Origin of the sequence: Brevibacillus sp. MS2.2 (assembly GCF_013284345.1) — a bacterium.
In the GTDB taxonomy this organism is placed as follows: domain Bacteria; phylum Bacillota; class Bacilli; order Brevibacillales; family Brevibacillaceae; genus Brevibacillus; species Brevibacillus brevis_C.
In genome coordinates this window covers 26,232-49,875 of sequence record NZ_JABSUZ010000032.1, presented here as the reverse complement: position 1 = coordinate 49,875, position 23,644 = coordinate 26,232, and the positions used below count along the sequence as shown (strand labels likewise).

22 protein-coding genes are annotated in these 23,644 nt (G+C 49.1%); 15 read left to right on the top strand and 7 right to left on the bottom strand.

Translation table 11 applies throughout. From position 1 onward, the window contains the following. Window positions 1-88: 88 nt before the first annotated feature. Together HP568_RS23315 and HP568_RS23310 are read right to left on the bottom strand one after the other, a co-directional pair. Window positions 89-1,888: a vWA domain-containing protein gene (locus HP568_RS23315; RefSeq protein WP_173630361.1), complete on the bottom strand. Its 1,800-nt coding sequence runs from the start codon at window positions 1,886-1,888 to the stop codon at window positions 89-91. 3 nt (window positions 1,889-1,891) lie between these two features. After that, complete coding sequence (locus HP568_RS23310) at window positions 1,892-2,956, bottom strand: AAA family ATPase (RefSeq protein WP_007725626.1); 1,065 nt, start codon at window positions 2,954-2,956, stop codon at window positions 1,892-1,894. 247 nt (window positions 2,957-3,203) lie between these two features. Here HP568_RS23310 and HP568_RS23305 point away from each other — a divergent pair, with 247 nt between their 5' ends. Both HP568_RS23305 and HP568_RS23300 read left to right on the top strand, forming a co-directional pair. Then, complete coding sequence (locus HP568_RS23305) at window positions 3,204-4,196, top strand: alpha-helical endospore appendage domain-containing protein (protein ID WP_173630360.1); 993 nt, start codon at window positions 3,204-3,206, stop codon at window positions 4,194-4,196. A 158-nt stretch (window positions 4,197-4,354) separates the two neighbouring features. Continuing rightward, window positions 4,355-5,896: a vWA domain-containing protein gene (locus HP568_RS23300; RefSeq protein ID WP_173630359.1), complete on the top strand. Its 1,542-nt coding sequence runs from the start codon at window positions 4,355-4,357 to the stop codon at window positions 5,894-5,896. Between the two features lie 10 nt (window positions 5,897-5,906). On the opposite strand, the gene HP568_RS23295 is transcribed toward HP568_RS23300, so the two are convergent. Further along, on the bottom strand, window positions 5,907-6,518 hold the full coding sequence (locus HP568_RS23295) for a DedA family protein (protein ID WP_173630358.1): 612 nt from the start codon (window positions 6,516-6,518) through the stop codon (window positions 5,907-5,909). Window positions 6,519-6,650: 132 nt separating this feature from the next. On the opposite strand from HP568_RS23295, the gene HP568_RS23290 reads away from it, so the two are divergent. The 3 genes from HP568_RS23290 (at window position 6,651) to HP568_RS23280 (ending at window position 10,579) form a co-directional block, all read left to right on the top strand. Beyond that, window positions 6,651-7,499: a helix-turn-helix domain-containing protein gene (locus HP568_RS23290; protein WP_254551449.1), complete on the top strand. Its 849-nt coding sequence runs from the start codon at window positions 6,651-6,653 to the stop codon at window positions 7,497-7,499. A gap of 79 nt (window positions 7,500-7,578) precedes the next feature. After that, window positions 7,579-9,063: an amidase gene (locus HP568_RS23285; protein WP_173630356.1), complete on the top strand. Its 1,485-nt coding sequence runs from the start codon at window positions 7,579-7,581 to the stop codon at window positions 9,061-9,063. 94 nt (window positions 9,064-9,157) lie between these two features. Next, a complete protein-coding gene (locus tag HP568_RS23280) occupies window positions 9,158-10,579 on the top strand; it encodes a DUF1254 domain-containing protein (protein ID WP_173630355.1) in 1,422 nt (473 codons plus the stop codon). 54 nt (window positions 10,580-10,633) lie between these two features. Here the strand turns inward: HP568_RS23280 and HP568_RS23275 are convergent, their stop codons facing one another. Genes HP568_RS23275 through HP568_RS23265 form a run of 3 tightly spaced genes read right to left on the bottom strand, consistent with a single transcriptional unit; the run spans window position 10,634 to window position 13,646 of the window. Next, window positions 10,634-11,560 (bottom strand): glycine betaine ABC transporter substrate-binding protein, encoded by a 927-nt coding sequence (locus tag HP568_RS23275; protein WP_173630376.1) that lies wholly within the window; start codon window positions 11,558-11,560, stop codon window positions 10,634-10,636. A 17-nt stretch (window positions 11,561-11,577) separates the two neighbouring features. After that, window positions 11,578-12,423, bottom strand: a complete 846-nt coding sequence (locus HP568_RS23270; protein WP_048034790.1) for an ABC transporter permease — start codon at window positions 12,421-12,423, stop codon at window positions 11,578-11,580. After that, window positions 12,420-13,646 carry a quaternary amine ABC transporter ATP-binding protein gene (locus HP568_RS23265; protein ID WP_048034791.1) on the bottom strand — a complete coding sequence of 409 codons (1,227 nt, stop codon included), beginning with the start codon at window positions 13,644-13,646 and terminating at the stop codon, window positions 12,420-12,422. Before HP568_RS23265 ends, HP568_RS23270 begins: the two co-directional genes overlap by 4 nt. Window positions 13,647-13,906: 260 nt before the next feature. Between HP568_RS23265 and HP568_RS23260 the strand changes: the two genes are divergently transcribed. From HP568_RS23260 to HP568_RS23250, 3 genes are all read left to right on the top strand, one after another. Continuing rightward, entirely contained in the window at window positions 13,907-14,455 is a 549-nt protein-coding gene (locus HP568_RS23260; protein ID WP_048034792.1) for a GbsR/MarR family transcriptional regulator, read from the top strand. A gap of 215 nt (window positions 14,456-14,670) precedes the next feature. Continuing rightward, a complete protein-coding gene (locus tag HP568_RS23255; RefSeq protein ID WP_173630354.1) occupies window positions 14,671-15,228 on the top strand; it encodes a cysteine hydrolase family protein in 558 nt (185 codons plus the stop codon). Between the two features lie 113 nt (window positions 15,229-15,341). Continuing rightward, window positions 15,342-15,767 (top strand): NUDIX domain-containing protein, encoded by a 426-nt coding sequence (locus HP568_RS23250; RefSeq protein ID WP_173630375.1) that lies wholly within the window; start codon window positions 15,342-15,344, stop codon window positions 15,765-15,767. 53 nt (window positions 15,768-15,820) lie between these two features. Here HP568_RS23250 and HP568_RS23245 read toward each other — a convergent pair whose 3' ends face one another. After that, a complete protein-coding gene (locus HP568_RS23245) occupies window positions 15,821-16,024 on the bottom strand; it encodes a YwbE family protein (protein WP_048034795.1) in 204 nt (67 codons plus the stop codon). Between the two features lie 79 nt (window positions 16,025-16,103). On the opposite strand from HP568_RS23245, the gene HP568_RS23240 reads away from it, so the two are divergent. The 7 genes from HP568_RS23240 (at window position 16,104) to HP568_RS23210 (ending at window position 23,560) form a co-directional block, all read left to right on the top strand. Next, window positions 16,104-16,583: a hypothetical protein gene (locus tag HP568_RS23240; RefSeq protein ID WP_048034796.1), complete on the top strand. Its 480-nt coding sequence runs from the start codon at window positions 16,104-16,106 to the stop codon at window positions 16,581-16,583. A gap of 111 nt (window positions 16,584-16,694) precedes the next feature. Beyond that, on the top strand, window positions 16,695-18,317 hold the full coding sequence (locus HP568_RS23235; RefSeq protein ID WP_048034797.1) for a response regulator: 1,623 nt from the start codon (window positions 16,695-16,697) through the stop codon (window positions 18,315-18,317). 12 nt (window positions 18,318-18,329) lie between these two features. Then, on the top strand, window positions 18,330-18,692 hold the full coding sequence (locus tag HP568_RS23230; protein WP_048034798.1) for a response regulator transcription factor: 363 nt from the start codon (window positions 18,330-18,332) through the stop codon (window positions 18,690-18,692). After that, complete coding sequence (locus tag HP568_RS23225; protein ID WP_173630353.1) at window positions 18,689-21,577, top strand: ATP-binding protein; 2,889 nt, start codon at window positions 18,689-18,691, stop codon at window positions 21,575-21,577. Before HP568_RS23230 ends, HP568_RS23225 begins: the two co-directional genes overlap by 4 nt. Before the next feature lie 153 nt (window positions 21,578-21,730). Next, complete coding sequence (locus HP568_RS23220; RefSeq protein WP_082196001.1) at window positions 21,731-21,937, top strand: cold-shock protein; 207 nt, start codon at window positions 21,731-21,733, stop codon at window positions 21,935-21,937. Between the two features lie 84 nt (window positions 21,938-22,021). Beyond that, window positions 22,022-22,330 carry a hypothetical protein gene (locus HP568_RS23215; protein WP_048034800.1) on the top strand — a complete coding sequence of 103 codons (309 nt, stop codon included), beginning with the start codon at window positions 22,022-22,024 and terminating at the stop codon, window positions 22,328-22,330. A 189-nt stretch (window positions 22,331-22,519) separates the two neighbouring features. Beyond that, on the top strand, window positions 22,520-23,560 hold the full coding sequence (locus HP568_RS23210) for an acyltransferase family protein (protein WP_048034801.1): 1,041 nt from the start codon (window positions 22,520-22,522) through the stop codon (window positions 23,558-23,560). The last annotated feature ends 84 nt before the right edge of the window (window positions 23,561-23,644 follow it).

Here is a 23,644-nt window from a genome sequence, read left to right as displayed (position 1 = left end):
CATACAAGCTATTTTATCGCTTTTCCTACCCTTTCATTGTAAAAAGATCGTGAAGAAGGCCCCGTATCGATACGGAGCCTAAACCCTGCTATTCCATCCGAAATACCGGTCCTCGCGCCACGAACGGCAGATTACTCCCCTTCGGAAGCATAATGGCATGACTACGAGTTACTTTGATCCGATCACATTCCCCATCGGTAATGATCAAAATTGGACCGTCCTTTGGAAAATCGGCTGCTTTCTCCAACATGTCAATGCCCGGCTGCAGGATCGTTCCCCCTCGTCCTTTTACTTTGACGCGACCTGCAATGTCCTCGGGAGAAAGGTAGCCCGCATCATACGCCTGCGCATCACAAAAGACCACGCGCGCATACGGAACATCTCGCGCTTCACTGTAGCTCGCGATCGCCCCTAATGCTTTGCCGAGCAGCTTGGTATCCATCGAGCCGGACGTATCGATCACGACGCCAAACGTGCGTGCCAACTGGTCCGTTTCCCGAAAGCTCCAGGCAGGACGGGCAATGTCAGGTGTAGAGGACTGTCTACGGCTTGCCCTTGCATACGTGCGACTCTTTTCCAACGGCGGAAAATGCTCGTCAAACCAACGGGCAAGCTGAACATCCCACGGAATAGGCGGTTGTCCCAAGGCGCGAATCTCTTCTACTAACCCCGCAGGCAAAAGCCCTCGTCCCCTCTCCTGGTGGTACATCAATCCTTGCGACATCGCATTGCGGTAAAAGTCATCCAGCGTCGTTCCCGGACCCTTTTCCCAAAAACGCGGATCGTCGCCATCCAGAATATCGCCCATACCGATTCCACGTAAGGTGTAGAGCTTGCGATACGTACGCATGTCTGTCACGATTCGGTCATAAATCGCTTCTGCCGAGAGTCCCTTCAAGTCCGGGTCGTACAGTCCGCCAATTTGCGGAAAACGTCCCACACCGAGCTCCATCAGCCATTGATTAATCACGTAATCGCAGCTGACATTCCAGTAATACGGGTCGCGGCCTTGGCAGCGCTCATGGTGGCGAAGCCCTGCGTGCAATAGCTCGTGTGCCATCACGAATTTGCATTCCTCTTCATCCAAGCCCGCCGCAGGATTGATGAAGATTTCGTTGGATGTTACATCGATGGCTGCCACCGAGATTTGCAGCCGTTGGCAGATCTGTGAATCCTCGATGATTGTGAAATGACTCGCCAAGGAAGCCAGCAATGGATAATGATTGATGAACCAGCGCTTGGCCTTCTGTGCCTCGGATAGCTGGTTCTCTTCATTCCCGAGCGCATCCGAATAGCCGCCCGCTACGCTGACAGCACTTTGCACCGCTTGCGCCAGCCCAATCCCCAGGAGCCTCTCCCACTTCACATCTCGCTTGTAGGTGTACCGGGCGTATTTATCCGAGAATAGCATATCTGCCTGTTTTTCCCCGCCCGTTCCAAACAGCTTCAAATGCTCCGGCACCCCATGCTCCACGAACCAGTCATACAGCTCTTCTTCGCTCTTTCCCGATTTATCCAGCTCAAAGGCCATTTCAGCAGGAGGCTTCCCCAGCTTCATGTCTCTCAAAAAGCGCGTAATATAACAATCGCATGCGATGTTCCACAAAATCGGCTGCTCTTTTTCCACAAAATGTCCGAAGCCCAAATGCAAGAGCGCATGTGCGAGAACATAAATCCATTCCCCGACTTCCCCTCTGCGCTTCGGATGCGCATACAAGCTGCCTTCCCGGGTCACGACTACCCAACCGTTATCCGGACAAACACTTCGCTCGGAACGAATAAAGTGCGCTCGCGAGGATAGTGGTCCAAACATCGGGTGATGACTCAAAAAATGTACGGCCTGCTCGTAGTTTTGTGTCGCCGGGTCGTTTTGAACTCCTCTGGCCATTGGCTATTTTCCCTTCCTGTCCATAGCCAGACGCGGTAAATCACGAATGACCTCTACAACGAACCAGTCTGGCAATCCGTCGCCATCCTCGTGCCGCGCCACTACCATCTGCGCCATTTCGAGAGAGATAGAGGCGAGCTCCTTCAAGAGAGCTTTCGCTCGGTGTGCGAACCGTTTATGCTGCTCCCCCACGGAGGCTTTATCCGCTGGCAATTCTTTTTTGATCTGCGAACGGAATGAATCGGCCAGAAAATACAGTACGTCCCGATCCTCTGGAGCCGTCGGGAAAGAAGCCTCTCCCTCCAAAATACGGTTGAGCTGGTATTTGCCTTGAATGTTCTTGTGAAAAGCTCGAAATTGAGCAGCATGCTGGGGCGTCAAGCATCCGAAGGCCAGTACCCCCACCATCTCTGTCGTCAAGTTCTCACCGAATTCGTTCAGGGCATCAGAGAGCATGTGCCAGGAACGCGGAGTAGAAAATGGTTCCTCGCTCTTCGGTGGCTGCGACCACAAATAGTCCGGGCGCACCTCCAAAAATTGCAGCACGTAGGAATGGATGCCGTTGCTGTACGCCCAATTCATCCATTGTTCATACGAGACTAACAATTGCACGTGGAACATCCGGTTGATCAGAGCAGATGACATCGGTTTGACAATGGCGCTATCCTGCGCGCGGTTTCCTGCTCCAATCACAATGGACCCTTCTGGCAGATGGTAATCCCCGATTCTCCGCTCATGAATCAGACTGTAAAACGCCTTTTGCACTTCTTGGGAGCATGCATTCAATTCGTCAAGAAACAAGCAGTACGGTTCTTCTCGCGCAATTTGCGCAGGTGGGCAAAATCTGCTTTTCCCGTCAACGATCTGCGGGACACCGATAATATCCTCAGGTGCCAACTGACTGCCCAATAACGATACGCAAGGTAGGCCCACCTGCTCGGCAAACGCCTCGACGAGAGACGACTTGCCGATTCCCGGTGCGCCCCAAATAAATACGGGACGAGCTACTGCAACGTTTAGTAGAACATCCATCAGTTGATTTTGCGTTACTTGAATTCCTAGATTCATTTCATAACCTCTCTTGTTTGATTGATTTTTGCAGCAATCTACCTCTTTCCATGATTGATTTCCATTGACTAGAGCGACCGTCACACCACAAATATTTCCTAATATTACAAGAAGATTGAATAACGGGCAAGAAAGAAAGGCATCACATGGGAAACCGCGCCTGAAGAAAAACAATAAAACCGACGAATTCCCTTATGCATGATAGCGGAATAGGATGAAAAGACATAAATAAAGGAGGACGTTTTATTTGTCACAAGCAAATATCCCCAACATTACGCCGCTGTTTACCATTACACAAAGCCAAGTCGTAAACTTGCTACTCGCATCCTTCGCTTTGGAGGAACTTGGTTTAAGCCATATCATTAACGCAGAGGCGGAGAAGCTTCAATATGTCCTTGGCACGCTTCCAGGATTAACAGGTCCCCCTGCAACCATTAGTGACTTGCTAAACGTAAATTCTAGCGTAGTAAATACACTCAGAGAGATCACAAAGAAAGACATTCTGCTGAACAGCAAGCTGAATTCCGTATTAACAGCATCGTTTATTGCTAGTCTCACAGGAGCAACGGGAGCCACCGGAGCAACTGGTCTACCAGGAGCCACCGGACCAGGTGGAGGGGGAACAGGGGCAACGGGTGCTACAGGGGCGACTGGGGCGACCGGAGCTGGAGGCACTGGAAGTACTGGTGTCACGGGGGCTACTGGCGATACTGGCAGTACAGGCGCTACTGGTACTACAGGCGTTACAGGCGTTACAGGCGTTACAGGTACTACAGGAGCCACGGGTGTAACAGGCGCGACGGGTACTGTTTCCAGTGTTTTCGGTAACTTCTGGCTATCCTCCGCTATCGATATTTCGCCAAATATGATCGTCCCGCTTACTGTCGCGAATGCAGACAATTCACCTGGCTTTTTACTCGCTGGCGGGCAAGTAACCGTACCTGCAAGCGGCATCTATCTCATCAGCTATCGTGTTACTACTGCACAAGCGAGTGAAGTGTCTTTCATTATCAGAAGGAATGGCGCCAATATTACGGGCTCTGCCGGAACTTCTAGCAGTGCGGATAGTGCAGCGGATGGAAATGCATTCGGTATGGTTACCTCTTTCACCCGATTAGCACCTGGTGACATCGTAGACATATTCCGTACGGGAGGTATCACAGACCAGTTTTTGCAAAGCTTTGCAGACGGAACGACGACGGTGACCGGATTCCTCACTTTAGTGAGGATTGCCGACTAATCCAAACATAAATCATTTCTCCACTCGGAGCCGCAGCTACGACTCGATCCTGGCTGTCGTTGCGAGTGAAGCTCTTGCTGCGGACAAGCCTACTTCTCCTTCTTATGTAACATTCCTTTTTTTACCACGTCACATAGGCAAAGGGGGAATAACCAAAGATGAGAAAAATCGTGAAAGGCAGTGGCATCACCCTATTGGTCGCATCCTTGATCGGATGCAGCTCGAGCGAGCAGTTCGTATCAAGAAGTGAAAGTGGAAACAAACCAGCAGCATCTGTTGAGCAAGGTCAAAACAATCAGGTAGCCTCCAGTCCAAGTCCTCCCAGCCAACTAGCTGATTACGCCCTGAAAAAATCGGCCGATCCCATCCCCAATGACATGTACTTCAAAGATTACGGCACCAACCAATTTGTCTCTACGGCGAAGGACCGTCTGTCTACTTTTGCTGCTGATGTGGACACAGCCTCGTACACCATGATGCGCAATTTTATAAAAGAAGGGAATCTCCCGCCAGCAGAAGCCATTCGGGTGGAGGAATTCATCAACTACTTCCCTACCTCGTATCCCGCGCCAACCAATCAAACATTTGCGATCCAGGCCGATAGTGGCCCCTCTCCGTTTCAAAAAAATCTTCAAGTAGTGCGAATTGGGATCAAAGGAAAGGAGTTACGCGCAGAAGAGCGGAAGCCCGCTAATCTCGTCTTTGTCATTGACGTATCTGGCTCGATGAATCGGGAAAACCGATTAGAGCTGGTGAAAAAAAGCTTACATGTTCTTGTCGATCAACTCCAACCTACAGATTCAGTAGGGATCGTCGTCTATGGATCAGAGGGACGCGTTCTTTTGCCCTCAACCTCTGCCGAAGACAAACAGGCAATTTTATCAGCCATCAATGAACTGCAACCCGAAGGCTCCACCAATGCAGAAGAAGGACTGGTCCTCGGTTATGAAATGGCGGCTCGTTCCTTCAAGCCTACTGCCATTAACAGGGTGATTTTATGCTCCGACGGGGTGGCCAATGTAGGAGAAACAGGGGCCGAGGGCATTTTGCGTTCGATCGAGGACTATGCGCGAAAAGACGTTTACTTGAGCACCTTTGGCTTCGGCATGGGAAATTATAATGATGTTCTGATGGAGCAACTGGCGAATAAAGGAGAAGGCAACTACGCCTACATTGATACGTTTTCTGAGGCGCGCCGCATTTTTACGGAATCATTGACGGGCACCCTCCAAACGATCGCTCGGGACGTAAAAATTCAGGTAGAATTCGACCCTAAGAAGGTAGACTCGTATCGTTTGATCGGCTATGAGAACCGCGATGTCCGCGACAAAGATTTTCGCAACGACAAGACAGATGCGGGCGAGATTGGCGCTGGCCATAGCGTGACCGCTCTTTATGAAGTGAAGCTCGCTTCCCCTGCCCATGCAGAGCTCGGGACGGTTCGCGTGCGCTATCATCATGCCACTTCCCAAAAAGTAGAGGAAATCTCCGAGACCGTGGGTGTGCAAAATACCTTGTCTCCTGATGTGACGTTCCTTGCTGCTGTAGCAGAGTACGGGGAAATATTGCGAGAGAGTCCCTATGCCGAAAGAAGCTCCCTTGCTGATGTACTTAAACTGGCGGAAGCCACAGCCACCGGAGAGGAACAGCTCGAATTTGTCCGCTTGGTAAAGGATAGCATGGCGATCAGCAGGAACTAATGCTTGTTCCCTATGTCCTGGTATCGCGCCTGTACCTCATCCAAATATAAACCATCATTCCAATCGCCAAACCGATTAGCAAAAATGTGATGCCGTAATGTCGTATATAAATGACGACCTTGAGCCACTCTTTCTCAAGCGCCTTTCCCAGCAGTAAAAAAGTGACACTCCAAAGAAATGCACCGGCGTAAGCAAAAAAAGCGAATCGTCGAAACTCCATCGCGGAGACTCCTGCCAGATAGGCGGTAATATGACGGACGCCAGGTAAAAAATAACCGATCAGCAATAGGTAGGGACCGTACTTGGCAAACAGCTTCTGGGTTGACTCTATTTTTTTCGGTGTAATATGCAAGTACGGTCCAACCTTCATAAGCAACGGCAGCCCCCACTTCCACGCGATGGCATAGCTAATCGTAATTCCTACTGCCGCTCCCAAAAAAGCGCTCAGCATTGTAAACGGCATGTGCAAGACACCGCGGGAAACTGCATAGCCAGCGTACGTCATCAGTACCTCATCGGGTATGGGGAGCCCTACAACACCAAGTGTGAGCGAAAAAAAGATGCCGACATATCCATATTTCATCAAAAACAGATCCAAATGCTGCTCCACGGCTACCTCCAATAATGTTGTCCTACTTCATTGTATTCTCTCCCTATTCTTTGGCATTCTGGCTTTTTTCAAAAAAATCAGTTCAAGGCATATGGTATCCTAAAAAAGATCTTATTTCCTATTTCAGGTGACGCCATGAACTATATGGAGCAAATAACATATGCCCTCTCTTTTATCGAAAAGCAGTTAACGGAAAAAGTCACACTCGATGAAGTGGCATCAGCCGCCGGTTATTCCAAGTACCATTTTCAACGCTTGTTTTTTCACGTGACAGGAGAAACTGTCGGCCAATACATTTCGAAGAGACGCTTGACCGAGGCTGCCAAAGCGCTGTCGCTGGAACAAAAGAGCGTGACGGAGGTCGCCTTTACATACGGTTTTGATTCTCACGAAGCCTTTACTCGCGCCTTTACCAAACGCTTTGGCCTGCCTCCCTCTGCTCTTCGTCGATCTGGAAAAATGCCGCGGTACACAATGCTGGAGCGTATCGAGCTACCCTATTTAGAGAATATTCAGTCACAATCGATTGAGCCCGTCTATGTCCCTGCCCATGAAGAACTGAACCTGGTAGGCTACTCCTCCACTACCCGTTCGACAACTGATATTGTCCATTGCTGGAACCGATTGGGACAGAAAATCGACGTACAGAAGAACCAGAAGCGTTATGGGGTCATTCGCTACCCGGATGCTTTCGGGCTTTCGTTGAGCTTTGCCTATTTTGCTGGCATACACACTACAGCGCATATTGGCACAGACGGATTGGAATCACTCACGCTGCCTGCATCAGGTTATCTTGTCTTCCCTCACAAAGGATCGGTGCAAAATCTCAAGCTGACGTATCAATACATATACGGGAGCTGGATGACACATGCATCCGCATCCGACCAGCTTTATGCCCGATACGATTTTGAATACTACGATCACCGCTTTCTCGGAAATGACCATCCTGATTCGCTTTGCTTCATTTATATACCTGTTCTAGCCCGAGAATAGTCGATGGTGGTTCGCATTTTCGATCAAGTTTTCCTCGTTCTCCTGTCGTACGCTGGACGTGTGAAAAGGAGTGAATCGAATGAAGGAACTGACCTATTTGACAGCAACGGAGATGGGCACTTGGATTCGCGAGAGGAAAATAAGCGCCGAGGAAGCTACCCGGCATACCTTTAAAAGAATAGCCTCGCTTAATGACAAAATGAATGCTATCGTCGCTTATGACGAGCAGGCTGCTCTCGAATCCGCCAAGCAAGCGGACAAAGAAATGGCAGAAGGCAACATTCGGGGGCCCCTTCACGGGGTGCCAATCACAATCAAGGATTCCTTTGCCACAGCCGGACTCCCCACTACTTCTGGCTTCCCCCCTCTAAAAGGCTACATTCCGCAACATGACGCAGCCATCGTCCGCAGACTGAAGCAGGCAGGAGCCGTTTTGATTGGCAAAACGAATGTCTCTACTCTGCTCATGGATCTCCAAACAGACAACGATATTTACGGTCGGACGAATAATCCGTGGAATCAGGCGAGGACTTCGGGAGGTAGCAGCGGAGGCTCGGCAGCTGCGGTTGCCGCGGGACTTTCTTATTTGGATATCGGGAGTGACATCGGAGGATCGTTGCGCGTCCCCGCTCATTATTGTGGTGTGTTCAGCTTGAAGCCGACAGAAGGAACCGTTCCGGCAACAGGACACATGCCCGGCTTTGAAGGAATGTCTGATTATAGATCGTCTCGTCACATGGCCTGCTATGGCCCTGTAGCCCGTTCGATCGAAGACCTGGAAGTGGCGTTTTCCATCATTAGTGGTGGAAACGGCAACGCTGGCTTGCCTCATGGACCACAAGTCTTGCCCCCTACCATCAAGGAACAGCCCCTGCACATCCGCTGGATGGAGGAGCTACCCGGTTACCCGACGAGTCGAGCCATTCGTGATCAGTTGCGTCGCTTTGTCAAAATGCTTGAGCAACAAGGCATGCGCGTAGAACAAGTGACGACACCGCCCTTAGATGTACGCAAAGCTTGGGAAACATGGGGGAAAATCATCGACGCGGAGTTAAACTCTACGACACCTCCACTCATTCGTGGTATTGCTCATCTCATAACGATGCCGATTTATCGCCAGCTTCCCTCGGCTACCATGCTCATCCCGCTGACGTTCAAAAACTACATGCGTGTCTTAACCATTCGTGAGCAGCTCATTCGCAGCTTTGAGCAATTCATGGCAGACTGCGACTTGTTCTTGTGTCCGGTCAGTTGCACGACAGCTTTCCCACATATGGCAAAATCGAAAATGTGGGGCTACAAACCGCTTTACACCAAACCGCTGTACGTAGACGAGAACCCGCAAAACTACTGGGCCGCTACAACTTTTTATACGAGTCTGTTTAATGTAACAGGAAGTCCGGTCGTGACGATCCCGATAGGTTTTGATGAGCAAGGTCTTCCTATTGGCATACAGTGTGTGGGCAAGCGATGGCGTGATAGGGAATTGCTACAGGGAGCGTCGAAATTGTATGCGACCTGCCCAGCGTGGCGGGCGCCTGCAATTTCTGTGGAGCCGCATTAAGAATAAAATATTCCAGCTCAACTTGCATAAAGCCCCTTTCCTATGAAGAACACTACCAGTGCGAACCCCATTTCTGGTAATGAGGAGGGGCTTTATGCTTCCTTTATTGAAAAAGCGCCTGACACTGATCGTTTCCCTGCTTTGCATGACGCTTCACCTGTCGGGCCTCTCATTTGCAAAAGAGACAACAAACACTACAACTGTCCAACAGTCACCTCTATACCAATCGAAGCCGTTTCTTCAATCGCAGGAGAGGCTTGCCTACTCGCTCGGCATTCAAGCATACATCTACGGGTATCCATTAGTGATGTCCGCCAAAACGATGGAAGCCATGGTCAAAAATCGGGCGCCAATCAACCAGTTTTATTATGCGGACACACTCGCTTCCCCAGCTTATCGGGATATTGTGACGCCAAACTCCGATACATTGTATATGAGCGCATGGCTGGATTTGTCAGAGACGCCCGTCCGCTTGACTGTCCCCGCCAATCCGCAAAACCGCTACTATACCGTGCAAATGCTGGATGCGTATACGAATACGTTTCGCAATGTCTCCAATCGTTCCACCAAACAGCAGGCCGGGCAATACATCATTGCAAGCCCGCAATGGAAAGGGCCTACCCCTGCTCATATACCTGTAATCTACGCCCCTACGAATACCGTCTGGCTCATTGGCCGTGTCGAGGTAAAGGGTGAGGCTGATTTGCCGCAGGCTGTTTCGTTTGAAAAACAAATCGCGATTGCCCCTGTCCACCCAAAATTGCAAACGGCACATGTTCCCGAAGCGCTTCCCCCTGACGTGCTGTCATCCCTTTCCTTTTTTCAGGTCATGACGAAATGGATTCAGAGCAATCCTCCGCCCGAATGTGATCGCGTCTTGCTCGATCAGTTCGCTCAAGCCGGGATCGATGTTCAAAAAGGCTTTGATCCTTCCGCGCTCGGTCCAGCCAAGCTTGCGGGCCTACAGCGTGCCTTACAGGATGCCCCGTCCATCGTGCAAAATGGCTTTCCCGGCTATTCCGCCTTCCGTAATGGATGGGGCTCCTTTTCCCCCATCGGCACATATGGAAATCAGTTTCTCGCCCGTTCCTTTATCGCCTATTCCGGCATTGGAGCCAATGTGCCGAGCGAGGAAGCCTATTATCGTGCATTGACAGATGGATCAGGAAAACCGCTTACGGGAGCCAACAGCTATTCGCTGCATTTTACAAAGGAACAGCTTCCCAAGACGTCTGCATTCTGGTCGATCAACGTCTATGACAACCAGTTGTTTTTAGCCAAAACAGCGGCCGATCGCGCATCGGTTCGCAGCAATACTGGAACGCTTACGTACAATCCCGATGGCTCCCTCGATCTGTATTTGCAGCAGCAACCTCCCAAAGGCAAGGAAGGCAACTGGCTTCCGCTCCCTGAAGGCGCGTTCAATCTCGTTTTGCGGGTCTTTGCACCGGAGCCTGCCACGCTGGACAAACAGCAAGCTTGGCCCGCTGTCATGGAAAGCAACCCTATACCGTAACACAGCAAAAAAGGCACCGCCCCATCGTGAGCGGTGCCTTCTGTATTGAGTCTGTTACTTCTTCAAATCTTCAATGGAGTTGATCTCCATGTAGGCTGGAACAGCCAAGCCCAGCTTGGTTCCTTCCAGGTTCGGACCGAGGTCCTCAACGTCTTTCCCCAGCTTTTCCATGTAGTCTGCGTGCGTGGTTGGCAGCCATGCTGCTACCATTCCGTCCACATCACCGTTTGATACCCCTACCCACATTGGGCCGGCTTCTACTTGGCTAAGCTCCACCTTGTATTTCAGCTTTTGCTCCAGGACCGTCTTCACCACATTCGTGCTGGCGATCTCAGAATCCCACGCGACGTAGGCGAGCGTCAATTTTTTGCCTTCCGCAGGCTGAATGCCTTCTACCCACTTGTTGACGGTAGCCTCATTGTTTTTCACCCACTCGGCTGCTGCCTCTTCCGGCTTTTTGCCGCTCTCGATATCGAGCATCACTTTTTCCATGTCCGCGGGTGTCCACGAAAACTTGTCGAGGAACGCATACGCACTTGGGTGCTCCTCCTTCAGTCCTTTGCGCACGATGGTATGAATCTGTTCATCCTTCCCGAAGACGCCTTTCGGGTCTTCGAGGTATTTCATCTCAAATTTGGAGAACATCCAGTGCGGTGTCCAACCTGTCACGATAATCGGCTTTTTGTCTTTGTAGGCTTGTGTCAGAGCTGCCGTCATCGCTGCACTCGAGCCCTCTACGAGTTCCCAATCTTTCAGATCGTAGTCTTTCATGGCTTTTTCCGTCGCTTTCATCAGACCAGCGCCAGGATCGATTCCGATAATTTTATGATCCACTTGTGCTCCAACGCTATTCGGTGCAGACGTACCCGTATTGCCCTCGGCAGGCTGATTTCCCTGCGGTGTACCCGCGTTTGAACATCCTGCCATCACCATACTGAGTCCGAGTGCAACTGCCAGCCCTTTCAAGGTGCCTTTTTTCATTTTCATGAAAACCCCTCCTACGCGTTTTTTCTCTTTCCAACACTTTGCGTGAGACGATCCAGCAGAATCGCCAAAATAACGATGGCCAGACCCGCCTCAAAACCTTCACCGATCTTGATCTGTGTCACGGCACGATACACGTCCGCCCCCAAGCCTTTCGCCCCAATCATCGAGGCAATCACGACCATGGACAACGCGAGCATAATGCTCTGGTTAATTCCGGCCATCATTGTCGTCTTGGCAATCGGCAACTGTACCTTCGTCAGCTTTTGCCAGTAGGTTGAACCGAATGCCTCAGAAGCTTCGATCAGATCGGCAGGAACTTGACGAATTCCCAGGTTGGTCAGACGGATCGTCGGTGGCATCGCAAAAATGACAGAAGCGATAACCCCCGGTACTTTACCGAGCCCAAAGAAAAAGATGGCAGGAATCAAGTACACAAACGCCGGCATCGTCTGCATGAAATCAAGCAGCGGTGTGACGACCTTTTGCACGGAATCATTCTTCGCGCACCAGATACCGACGGGAATCCCGATAATCACCGAGATCAAACCTGCCGTCAATACCAGCGCAAGTGTTTCCATTGAGTGCTCCCAATAACCCAGATTCTGAATCAGAAGAAGTCCAATGAAGGTAAAAAGAGCAATTGCCACTTTGCCAGCGCGATAGGCCAGCAGCGTAAACAAAATGATCAGGGCCCAAAACGGGATTCCTGTTAGAATCCACGAAAACAAGTCAACGGTTCCACCGATTACAGCTGATATGAAGTCGAACAAGAAGCCCAAATTCTCTTCCAGTCCATCTACAATCGTTTCTACCCAACTGTCGAGCGGCAGCTTCGGAAAAAGTTGATTTTGACTCATGATGGATTCACCTGCCCCTCTTCAATCGTTGGCTCTGGAACTTGTTGATTTACTTTTCCTGCCAACCCGCCCAAGACGGCTCCTTTTACAATCACGCCCAAGAGACGATTTTGTTCTCCTGTAACCGCCACGGGAATATCTGAAAACGCGACAAGGTCAAACATCTCATTGAGAAGCGTCTGCGGTCCGACTGTCGGCACCTCGGTTCGCAGCACGGATTCCAGCGACTGCCCTGCTTCCTTGGCTCCGTTTACTGCGTCTGCCGTCAGCACACCCAGCAATGTTTTTCGTTTATCCACCACGTACAAACTGGAGACACCGCGCTCACGCATCATTTGCAGTGCAACGCGAGGCCCTCTGTCCAGTGTGATCGTCTCTGCCCGCTTCATGACTTTTTCGGCGGACAATACCTTGGAACGATCCACATCCTCTACAAAGCGTTCTACGTATTCATTTGCCGGATTGGTCATGATTTCTTCCGGCGAGCCGATCTGTACGATCGCACCGTCTTTCATCAGAGCGATTCGATCCCCGATCTTCAATGCTTCGTCCAGATCATGCGTAATGAAAATAATGGTCTTCTGCATGGTGCTCTGCAATTCCAACAGCTCATCCTGCATGTCCTTGCGAATCAACGGGTCCAAGGCACTGAATGCCTCATCCATCAACAGCACATCGGGTTCATTCGCGAGTGCACGGGCCAGACCCACACGCTGCTGCATCCCGCCACTCAGTTGATCCGGGTAGCTTGCTTCCCAACCGCCGAGTCCGACGAGTGCGAGTGACTTTTTCGCTTTTGCCTCACGCTCGGCCTTTGGCATCCCTTGAATCTCCAGGCCGTACTCCGCATTTTCAAGTACCGTCCTGTGAGGGAACAAGGCGAACTTTTGAAATACCATGCCCAGCTTCTTTCTTCTTACATCCTGTAACTGCTCGGTGTTCATACTGACGATATCCGTACCGTCAATCAGGATTTTGCCTTCTGTTGGTTCAATCAACCGGTTCAATAATCGAACCAAGGTCGACTTCCCGCTTCCCGAAAGCCCCATGATGACGAAAATTTCGCCTGCATGCACCTCAAAACTCGCTTGATTCACCCCAAGGGTAAGACCCGTTTCCTTCAAGATTTCTTGCTTGGTCTTCCCCTGCTTCACCTGGGACAATGCGCGTTGGGGTTGGCGTCCAAAGATTTTGGTCAAATTCTCTACTTTGATCTTGGGCATATGGTCACCTCCAACTTTTACGCCCGGCATCCGGACTGTTCTTTACCCTTACAATTGTAACCAGCCGTTTTTTTTACCTCAAACTGGATGAGGCATGATAATCCGTCATTTTCAGCGTTCAGAAAAAACTTTACGTACTTTACTTCCTGTATTCTCAGTTTATCACGTATATACTGTACAACATCTCCATTTACTTTTTTCTTTTGGAGACGTACAATTCTAGTCAGGTTACTATGACTAGAGGAGCTGCTTTTTTCAAAATGGATACCAATCAGGAAAAAATCCTCGAAAAAGCTCAGGAACGCGTGATTGAAACGCTAGCTCGCAACATGGATCTGTATGGAATTACCATGTCAACGGGACTGCTGTATGGCACATTGCTCTTTCAGGACAAGTCAATGACACTCGATGAGATGGGCGAAGCACTGGGCATGAGCAAAACCAGCATGAGCACTGGCGTCCGCACATTGATGGACTTAAATATGGTAGAAAAGATATGGAAAAAAGGGACACGGAAGGATCATTACGAGGTCAATCTGGATTGGTACCAGAACTTCATCGACCTCTTTTCCGTGAAGTGGCGACACGCCTGTGAACATAATGTACACGCCTTGAAAAAGTCTCTCCTTGAGCTTCGCGCACTCCAGCAATCCGAAGAGCTTACGGAAGAAGTCAGGGAACGTGTTGACCTTAGTATCAAGCGTATTGAAAATGGGTTGGAATATTATCTGTGGCTGTCCCGTTTGATCGACTCCTTCGAATCACATGATATCTTTCAGTTTGTACCGAAAAAGGAAAATGAATCATAAGAAGTTCGCAATCGAAAAAGACTCGTTCCTTCCAATAGGAATGAGTCTTTTTTGTGGTACAATTATCCAGAGCGGATTCACGCTCGTCTATGATGAAAGGAGTGGTCAGTTATGAAAAAGGACATGAATCAACGTTCTTATAAAGCTGTGCGTGTACCAAACAACCAAAAAGGGGAGCACCAGCACTAGCCCCCTTTCACCTAGGAGGAAATGAATTGATTCGGAAAACAGCACTACTGATTATTGATGCGCAAGTAGGTATTATCGAAGGGCAATTTGGTCCTGTTTTTCAGCCGGCTACACTTGTCCAAACATTGAAAAAAGTCAGAGAAGATGCCTATAGCAAGGACATTCCTGTGCTGTACGTTCAGGATGCGGATGTCGGAGGAGTCGGTTCAGACGACTTTGCCATCCACCCTGAGATCGCCCCTCTGCCATCAGAAACGGTGGTTCAAAAACTAGCGACAGACTCGTTTCACGGAACAGACCTGCACGAAAAGCTACAAGCGCTCGGAATTAACCACCTTGTCATCATGGGGTGCAAAACCGAGTATTGTATCGACAGCGCCTGCCGCAAAGCGACGACACTCGGCTATGATGTGACGCTTGTCAAAGACGGGCACTCTACTTCGGACAATAAGGTCCTGTCAGCGAAGCAAATCATCGCCCATCACAATACATGCTTGCATGGATTAGGAAATATTGGGCCATTTATTTTGGTGCGGGAATCAACGGAGGATGTCTTCGCCCCTACCCATGATTCTTACCGGTAACGTTTTGCTAAACCTCTCGAAACCGTCTCTTCAGGCGGTTTCTTGTTTTGTCCGGCTAACGATTGGACCTTGCTATAATGGAAGAAACGAATCTGCCTATCGAAGGAGAAACCATGACGACTACGATAACTGTACCAAGATTGGGCGTAGGAGCTGTCATCCTAAACGACAAGAATGAGATTTTGCTGGTATTACGAAACAGAGATCCAGAGAAAAATACGTGGAGCATTCCGGGGGGAAAAGTTGATCCCTATGAACAACTGGAGACGAGTGTTATCCGCGAAATCAAAGAAGAAGTCAATCTCGATATCGAGATAAAGGCCCTGCTGTGCACCGCAGAAACCATCCGCCCGGAAAATGCCGAGCATTGGGTTTCGGTCATTTACGAAGTAACGATCCTGAGTGGAGAAGCACGCAATTTAGAGGAAGGCGGGGCGATTGGCGACATGCGCTGGTTTTCGCTCGATGCACTTCCGTCGAATCTGGCTTGCTTCGTCGTACCAGCTATCGAGCATTTGCAAAAACGGAACCGTTCATGAAATGCAAAACGGACAGTTGCCCATGTGGCCTGTCCGTTTTTTCGTAAAGAAATTTAGTTCCCTTTTTGGATAATCTCTTGCACTCTCCCCACTTGTCCATCCGTCAAACGAACCTTGATTCCATGAGGATGTGTACTGGAGTTCGTCAGAATATCCTTGACAATCCCACGGGTGCGCTTGCCAGTTCGTTGGTCCTGTTTCAATACAATCTCGACTTCAAGACCTGCTGCGATGTCTTTTCGATTTTTTCCGTTCATTTTTCCCTTCTCCTTCTTTTCGTTCTATGTCCCACCTATGATATAATCGACAAACAAATCCATCTCACCGGAGGAATCCATGCTTACTTTTGAAGAAAAACTAGCGATTATTGAATCTTTTCCACAACTGACTCGGAATGACGTCTCCCTGAAACGGGTTAATTTTCATTATGAGGAAAGCCTTCATGACAAAAAGACAGTGGTCTATCATCTGCATCCGAACGGCAACGGGTTTGTGTTTGCCGCGTTTTTGAAGGGCTACCAAAAAGACGACAAGGGCTATGTCAACATCCGTGATTTCTCGGCGGACGAGCTGCGCAAGGTAGTCGAGGCCTCAATCCAATCCCTCTCCATCAAGCGTGAACCAGCGCCAAAGGCTACTTCTGAAGCTGAACAATTGGAGCAAACTTGGGTCGACAAGCAAAACCGCACGCTCTTGCTGCAACAGGAAGACGCGCTGTGGAACGTATACCACGGGATGAACCTGGAAGCTTCCTTTGAATCGTACGTGGAAGCAGAGCAGTATCTGATTGAAGAAGGATTTTCCCTGCAACAATAAGCCCTTCCTTCTCCCTGCTACATGTACCATACCAAATTGTAGATGTTTTGATCAAACTGGCGCAAGCGACCCGACTGCTTGCGCCATCCCAACACAGGGGGACGGTACGACATGATGAAGTACAGAGAAACGCTTCTTGCAAATATCCATAAACAGATTGAGACGTGGTACGACCAGGAGGTTCCCGTCTCTCATGATGATCTATATCGTTTTCTCCATTCGTTGAAGGGAACTGCGGGGACGATTGGATTGACCGATTTGTCTGATCTGTCTCAGCTCCTTCTGGATCGAATGGATGACATGCCTGCCAAGGATTGGTCCCTAAGTGAATGGCGATTGTTTTTGCAAGAGTTGATCGGCTTGTGTTACGAACAGCGCCCGGAACAGGAAGTTTTTATCGAGAACCCCACTCTCCAACGGGAATCCCCTTGTGAGCAACAGCCTTTGGTCCTCATCCTGGATGATGACGTCACCCTGCTTATGTATCTAAAGGAATACTTAGAAAATCGCAATTGGTCTGTCATCGCAACGGTCTATCCTCATAAGGCTCTCGACTATTTTCACGACATAAATCCTGACTGCTTCATTCTGGATTTGAACATCCCGGAAACAGGCGGCTTTCAAGTGATGCAGACGATTAGCGAAAAAATAAAGAAGCAATACGTGCCTACGACCATCATCAGCATCGATTACGAACGGGAGACCCGTCTGAATGCCTATCGTTTGGGCGCAGATGACGTCATGTGCAAACCGCTTGATATGGAAGAACTTGTCGTACGCCTCGAACGCCAGCTTCGCCGGAAGCGCTGGATGAACAGTATCTTGTTTTTGGATGAGCTCACGGGCGTCAACAATCGCAATTCTTTTGTTGATACATACTATCGGCTTCTTTCTGATGCCCAGCGAACCAACACCCCTTTCTCACTGGCATTTTTGGATATCGACTTTTTCAAAGGGGTCAATGATACATACGGTCATCTAATCGGCGACGAGGTGCTGACTCGTTTTGCTGCTTTCATCGGGCAGAGCGCGGAAAAACATGATGTTTTATTCCGGTACGGCGGAGAGGAATTTATCCTGCTGATGCCGCGTACGACTGTACAAACAGGAAAGATGCGCCTGGAGCAGATGCTCTCTGCTTTTTGTTCGCTCACGTTCGATGCTCCTGAAGGAACGTTTTCATTGAGTTTTTCCGGTGGAATCGTACAAATTGATGATCCTCATAAACCGCATACGTATTGGGTAGAAGCTGCGGACACTGCTTTGTACGCTGCCAAAAATGCAGGGCGGCGCCGGATTGAAACCGCTCATATCACAGAGACGCATGACTCCCCTAAGGTAAAACTGAAAGTCGCTATTATTGATGACGATCCGATGATTCGCGTGATGCTTGCCGATTCCATCCAGACCAGTTTTGACGGATGGATGCACGTCGACATCCAGACTTACGAAGAAGGAGCAGCATTCTTTGACTCTACCTGGCATCAGGGACAAGAACCTTATCTCATCATTTTAGACGGGATGATGCCTCAGATGGATGGCCTCGAAGTTCTCCAGAAAATCCGGAATTTGCCGAATGCCAAGAAATATACGGTGATTATGCTAACGGGTCGTACTGAAGAGCAAGACATTGTCCGTGCCCTTCAGCTCGGTGCTGACGATTATATGACCAAGCCATTCCGTACACGCGAACTGGAGGCCCGCATCAAGCGACTGGTTAAGCGAATGCTGTAAGGAGGTAGCAAGATGGCAATGATTATGCTGGCCGAAGACGAAGCCGTGTTGCGCATGCTGATTGGCGACACGCTCGAAGACGAGGGACACGAGCTCGATATCGCTTGTGATGGAGAGGAAGCCCTGCAAAAAATCGGTCAAAATGAGTACGACCTGATTATTTTAGATTATATGATGCCAAAGCTGACAGGCTTTGAAGTATTGCAGCAGCTCAAACAGATGGACGATAAAAAAGCAGTCAAGGTCCTGATCCTCTCTGCAAAAAGTCAACATGCCGAACAGGAGAAAATGCGTGCTGCTGGTGCTGATGACTTCATGCCGAAGCCCTTTAGCCCGATGGATCTTGTCCGGAAAGTGGAGGAAATGCTCGCATGACGGGGTTCTGGGCGTTTATCAGAAAAAGCATCACACGTCGCTTCATGGCGATGATGCTTCTTTTTCTGTCACTTCTGATTGCGGGCGCTTCCATCGTTCAATATTTGAATAGCAACGCATTAACCCATTATCAGACAGAGATATACAATACCAAGGAAAAACAAAATTTGGTCGCAGACATCGCTGAGCACACGAACCAGATCTTTTTTCGCGCAAGGGGTTATTACGCTTTCTTGAGCCCATCTGAGTACAATGAGCTATTTCTTGAGAAAAAGAAGCTGGAACAAGCGCTGGATAATTTTAAGAAGCTTCCGCTCAATGATGAGGAGCAAGCGCTTGTCGCTTCGATCGAATCTTTCTTCACGAACTTTTTCACCAATGTGTTTCCTACTTTTTCGAGTTATGCAAAGAACGGAGACTTTGAATCCCTGCGAAAAGCTTCGGCCAGTGGCGTGAATCAGGAAGTGAACAACCTGCTTACATACGCCGGGCGGTATCAGGAACAACACGATCAGCTTTTATATACGAAAAACCAACTACTGTTCGAAGAGTTGTCACAGCTAAGCACCTGGTTTCTCGTGTACTCGCTGATGGTGCTGGTGATCATGGTAGTAGTCACCATTCAAACTACGCGGGATATCGGCAGGCCGTTGGTTCGTCTATCCAAAAATGCCGAGCAGTTTGCCAATGGCGTTACACCTCTTTTGCAGGATTTGAACAGGGTTGACGAAATCGGCAGGCTCTCCCGCTCCCTCGACTATTTGATCAGGCAGATTCAGGCCAAAGAAGAAGTGCTCATGGCGCAAAACGAAGAACTGCAAGCCCAGCAGGATGAACTGATGATGCAGCAAGAAGAGCTACAAGAAGCATTGGGCAAGATGGAAGAAAACGAACGGTATTTGGAAAAGAAAAACCGTTTCATCCTCTCTTTGGCGAATACGTTGGATAAAGATGAGCTGCTTTCCAGTATCATTCGCAATATAACTGGAGTCATGGATGCCGATAAAGGTGTTATCGTCATGTTGAACACTGACAGGGATGCCGCTAGCTTTGGTGTTTCCCAGAACGTGCTGGAGCAACTGCGAAAAGGATTGGACGACGGTCCGCTCGTGCGAATCAAGGAGACGCACCTGCCGTATGTCCTGATCCGTGAAAGTACAGACGCTGAGCGCGGCTACAGGGAGGAAATTTCCCGAACTTCCGAGCTCTACCTTCCTGTATTGGATGCACATCAAACTATTGTGGCATGTATCATCCTCTCCCGTATCGATCGCAAATTCACGGAGCAGGAGCTACAAGTCATCATCGGGCTCGCCAAGCAGATTTCCTTGGCGCTCGACAAGCTCGCGATGTTTGAAGAGACAGAGCGACAGCGCAAAATGACACAGGATATGCTCGATTCTGTTCAAGAAGGCATTCAGCTCATTGATCCGAATGGAGAAACACTGCAAGTGAACCGAAATTTTTGTGAGCTCTTGTGCTACGACCATCAGCTCGCTTCGCAAGGATTTGACTTGGAACAGTTCCTTTCCCATCTACAGAGTCGAACCTCAGAGCCTGATCGCCTCATTCAGTATGTCAGAGCTGTCGTTTTAGACGAAGATGCCATTCCTTCTGGCAGCATTGTGTTTCAGATGACTGGACCGCAAGTACGCTATATTCAGCTCTATGCAGAGCCACTGTACCGGAATCAAGAGAAATGGAGTACCTTGCTCGTCTACCGTGACTTCACCAAGGAATACGAGATCGACCAAATGAAATCGGAATTCGTCAGTACGGTCAGCCATGAGCTGCGTACTCCTCTCGCCAGTGTGCTTGGCTTTGCGGAGCTGCTGTTAACGAAAGAGCTCAAACCCGAACGTCAACAGCGGTACATAGCGACCATTTATCAAGAAGCTACTCGCCTGACTGCGCTCATCAACGATTTCTTGGATTTGCAGCGCATGGAATCCGGCAGACAGACATACGAGCTAGAGAATGTTGCGCTTGATCAAGTCATTCGGGATATTTTCGGACTTTATCGAATCCAGTCCCCTCTCCATCGATTTGAACTCGATTTGCAAACAGAGCGAACTGTTGTTTATGGAGACCAGGCCAAGCTGCGTCAAGTATTTGTGAATCTGATCAGTAATGCCATCAAATACTCCCCGCATGGTGGTCATGTACGGGTGGGTTGTCGACAAGATGGGAATCACTTGCTCGTGGAGGTCCAGGATGAAGGGCTAGGCATTCCTTCCGAAGCCATCCCTCACCTGTTTACCAAATTTTATCGCGTAGATAACTCGGATCGCCGGGAGATCGGCGGTACAGGATTGGGTCTCGCCATTGTTCAGGAGATCGTCCATATGCACCATGGAGAAGTTGCCGTTACGTCCGAATTGGGCAAGGGTAGTACATTTACGGTTACTCTTCCACTGGCTGAGAACGCTTTGGCTCCTGGCTATCCAGCGGGAAGTGAAGAGGCAGTTTCTCCAACTGGTCAATGCAACGGAAACGTTGTGATCGTCGAGGACGATTTAAACTTAACCGAGCTGCTGCGTCATGAGTTAACGAGCTCTGGATTCCGCGTCAATTCCTTCTCTACGGCGTCTGAGGCAGTAGCAGCAATCGAGGAGCTGCGGCCGGATGCTGTCGTCCTTGACCTCATCTTGAAGGACGGCGAGAGTGGTTGGAAGGTCATTGAGGAGATACGCAACAACCCGGATTTACGGACCATTCCGATCGTGATCTCCAGTGCTTTTGAGGAAAAGAAAAAGGCATTTGATCTGGGAGCAACCGGCTATCTGATCAAGCCTTATCATCCAGATACCTTGTCGAAAGCGATTTTGCTGGCCATCACGAATCATGAAGCAATGGGACAGATCTTCATTCCCGACGAACAGTAAAGATGACAATGGACCAAAGAGGCTGCGGCGATGAAAGCGCGGCCTCTTTTTTTTACCTTCTACCAAAGAAAATCTTGGTATATTCATGAGCTTTCCATCACACATTAATAGAGGTTACTTTGTGCACTTTTGCCCTGCAAAGGAGGAGTTCATGTGTATTTCTCAAAAAAAGCAGTCGTTCCAATCGAAGAAGAGGAAACAGATGTATGGACGTGCAGTAACGAGGGCTGTACGTGCTGGATGAGAGATAACTTTTCCTTTGATAAGAGCCCGAGCTGCCCCTTTTGCCATGCCCGTATGGTAAAAGACACGCGCATGCTGCCGGTCCTAACCAATCACAGCAGCAGGCGGAACTCTTGAGCCCTTCTTTTCTTTTTCCTTGCGGGTATTCTTCCTCTTCTCTACAATAAGCTCATGACGTACGAATGTTAGAGGAGTATGCCCATGAACCGAAAAGAGATGGAAGATCAAGTAATTCAAGCCTACCAGCGCGACGAGGGCATGATGATTCTCGTTTTTGCCCAATGGTGTGTGAATCACGGTCTAGATGCACGCGAATTATACCACCGCGCTTATCCCGCTCAAGGGGAAAATACGTTACTCGCTCAAATGCTGGACAATACCGTTCCCAAAGAAGAAGCAGAGGACATTCCTGATGCGACTCTCCTTGGTGTATTGTCGCTGTTTGGCAATGACGATTTGGCGTTTGTGGTCAGTGAGACCATCGATGAAATGAAAAAGAATCCGAAATAATGTATGAAAGCCATACTCGTGCGAAAGCTACGCGCGCGGGTGTGGCTTTCTTTCTTTTTTGCCTTTCCAAAAACTCCCCTCCCCTGTCCAAATACAATTCAAAGAAAACTTTATTATCATAAAACCATTCACAGTTTATTGTTTGAGCGACAACGTCAGCCGACAAACGATGAAATGGAGAATATCGAAATGTATACAGATTCAAAAATCTTGAAATCTCTGTTTTACATCCAGCTCTTCTCAAGTTTTCTCGTTGTAGTCGGTCATTTCACGGCTTCTGCACTTTCTTTTACAGATCCCTTTTGGATCGTGGCCCTCAATCAGATCAGTCGCTACGGCACTGTCCTGTTGACGATCGCCACCGGTTATTTGACTGCTTATTCTTTTGAAGCCAAGAGCCCTACTGCTCGCGAGTTTTTTTCAGGGAAGCTTCTGTATATTTTTGTCCCTTATTTAGTCTCTGGTGTCCTGTACCATTACTTGTTGAAAAAAGGGATGCCTCAAACTGCCCAGGACTTTACGAACATTGTTTTAGGCAAAACGGGTGACCATCTGTACTTTGTATTTATGATTTGCCAGTATTACGTTTTTGCCTATCTGTTTCGTCGTGTGATCACCAAACGCAACATTTTGTCTGTCATTTGGATTCTGCTCGGTATTCAGTACGTGTACATCAACTACATCCATCAGGGCTGGTTCGGGCTCACCACGCGTCATATGCTCCCGAGCTGGATTTTTACCCTGTACATGGGGCATGTGTTGTATTGGTACCGTGAATCGATTCTATCCTTTTTGCGAAACAACCGTTCCATCCTGACACTGATGACGGGTGTTTCCACTGCGGCTGCGCTGTTTTTTGTTGTCTCAAACAAGCTGTATGTGGCTGTGCATTTGACTTTTGTCTTCGCCACGCTTCTGTCGTTTCTTGTGCTCATGGTCTTCTTTCTGGAACGCGTCGATCGTTTGCACATCAAGTTTCGAAAAGGGCTGACGTATTTTATTTTCTTGTTCCACTCTGCTTTTTTGATCATGTTCAAAGATTATCTGTTTGCGAAATACGGCGAGGTCGCTTGGCTGTTTGAAAACACGTGGTACTCGCTCTTGTACTTGCTCCTGATTATTGGGTGCAGTTGTCTGTTGGCGCTCATGCTGGTTTGGCTGGTAAACAAACTGGAGCGTATCTCCAAAACCATACGCCAAACTCGCAGGCAGCTTCAGGCTAGCAAATAAACAGCTTTTTCACAAAAAATGACCTATTCATGGTGCACGTCTGTTAACGATCGTGCCTTCATGGATAGGTCGCTTTTTTGTCCC

What these genes read in the sequence shown, in the direction of transcription:
- HP568_RS23315 (WP_173630361.1), bottom strand. Translation starts at nt 1,888, where the DNA reads ATGGCCAGAGGAGTTCAAAACGACCCGGCGACACAAAACTACGAGCAG.
- HP568_RS23310 (WP_007725626.1), bottom strand. Translation starts at nt 2,956, where the DNA reads ATGAATCTAGGAATTCAAGTAACGCAAAATCAACTGATGGATGTTCTA.
- HP568_RS23300 (WP_173630359.1), top strand. Translation starts at nt 4,355, where the DNA reads ATGAGAAAAATCGTGAAAGGCAGTGGCATCACCCTATTGGTCGCATCC.
- HP568_RS23290 (WP_254551449.1), top strand. Translation starts at nt 6,651, where the DNA reads ATGGAGCAAATAACATATGCCCTCTCTTTTATCGAAAAGCAGTTAACG.
- HP568_RS23285 (WP_173630356.1), top strand. Translation starts at nt 7,579, where the DNA reads ATGAAGGAACTGACCTATTTGACAGCAACGGAGATGGGCACTTGGATT.
- HP568_RS23280 (WP_173630355.1), top strand. Translation starts at nt 9,158, where the DNA reads ATGCTTCCTTTATTGAAAAAGCGCCTGACACTGATCGTTTCCCTGCTT.
- HP568_RS23275 (WP_173630376.1), bottom strand. Translation starts at nt 11,560, where the DNA reads ATGAAAAAAGGCACCTTGAAAGGGCTGGCAGTTGCACTCGGACTCAGT.
- HP568_RS23270 (WP_048034790.1), bottom strand. Translation starts at nt 12,423, where the DNA reads ATGAGTCAAAATCAACTTTTTCCGAAGCTGCCGCTCGACAGTTGGGTA.
- HP568_RS23265 (WP_048034791.1), bottom strand. Translation starts at nt 13,646, where the DNA reads ATGCCCAAGATCAAAGTAGAGAATTTGACCAAAATCTTTGGACGCCAA.
- HP568_RS23260 (WP_048034792.1), top strand. Translation starts at nt 13,907, where the DNA reads ATGGATACCAATCAGGAAAAAATCCTCGAAAAAGCTCAGGAACGCGTG.
- HP568_RS23250 (WP_173630375.1), top strand. Translation starts at nt 15,342, where the DNA reads ATGACGACTACGATAACTGTACCAAGATTGGGCGTAGGAGCTGTCATC.
- HP568_RS23245 (WP_048034795.1), bottom strand. Translation starts at nt 16,024, where the DNA reads ATGAACGGAAAAAATCGAAAAGACATCGCAGCAGGTCTTGAAGTCGAG.
- HP568_RS23240 (WP_048034796.1), top strand. Translation starts at nt 16,104, where the DNA reads ATGCTTACTTTTGAAGAAAAACTAGCGATTATTGAATCTTTTCCACAA.
- HP568_RS23235 (WP_048034797.1), top strand. Translation starts at nt 16,695, where the DNA reads ATGATGAAGTACAGAGAAACGCTTCTTGCAAATATCCATAAACAGATT.
- HP568_RS23230 (WP_048034798.1), top strand. Translation starts at nt 18,330, where the DNA reads ATGGCAATGATTATGCTGGCCGAAGACGAAGCCGTGTTGCGCATGCTG.
- HP568_RS23225 (WP_173630353.1), top strand. Translation starts at nt 18,689, where the DNA reads ATGACGGGGTTCTGGGCGTTTATCAGAAAAAGCATCACACGTCGCTTC.
- HP568_RS23215 (WP_048034800.1), top strand. Translation starts at nt 22,022, where the DNA reads ATGAACCGAAAAGAGATGGAAGATCAAGTAATTCAAGCCTACCAGCGC.
- HP568_RS23210 (WP_048034801.1), top strand. Translation starts at nt 22,520, where the DNA reads ATGTATACAGATTCAAAAATCTTGAAATCTCTGTTTTACATCCAGCTC.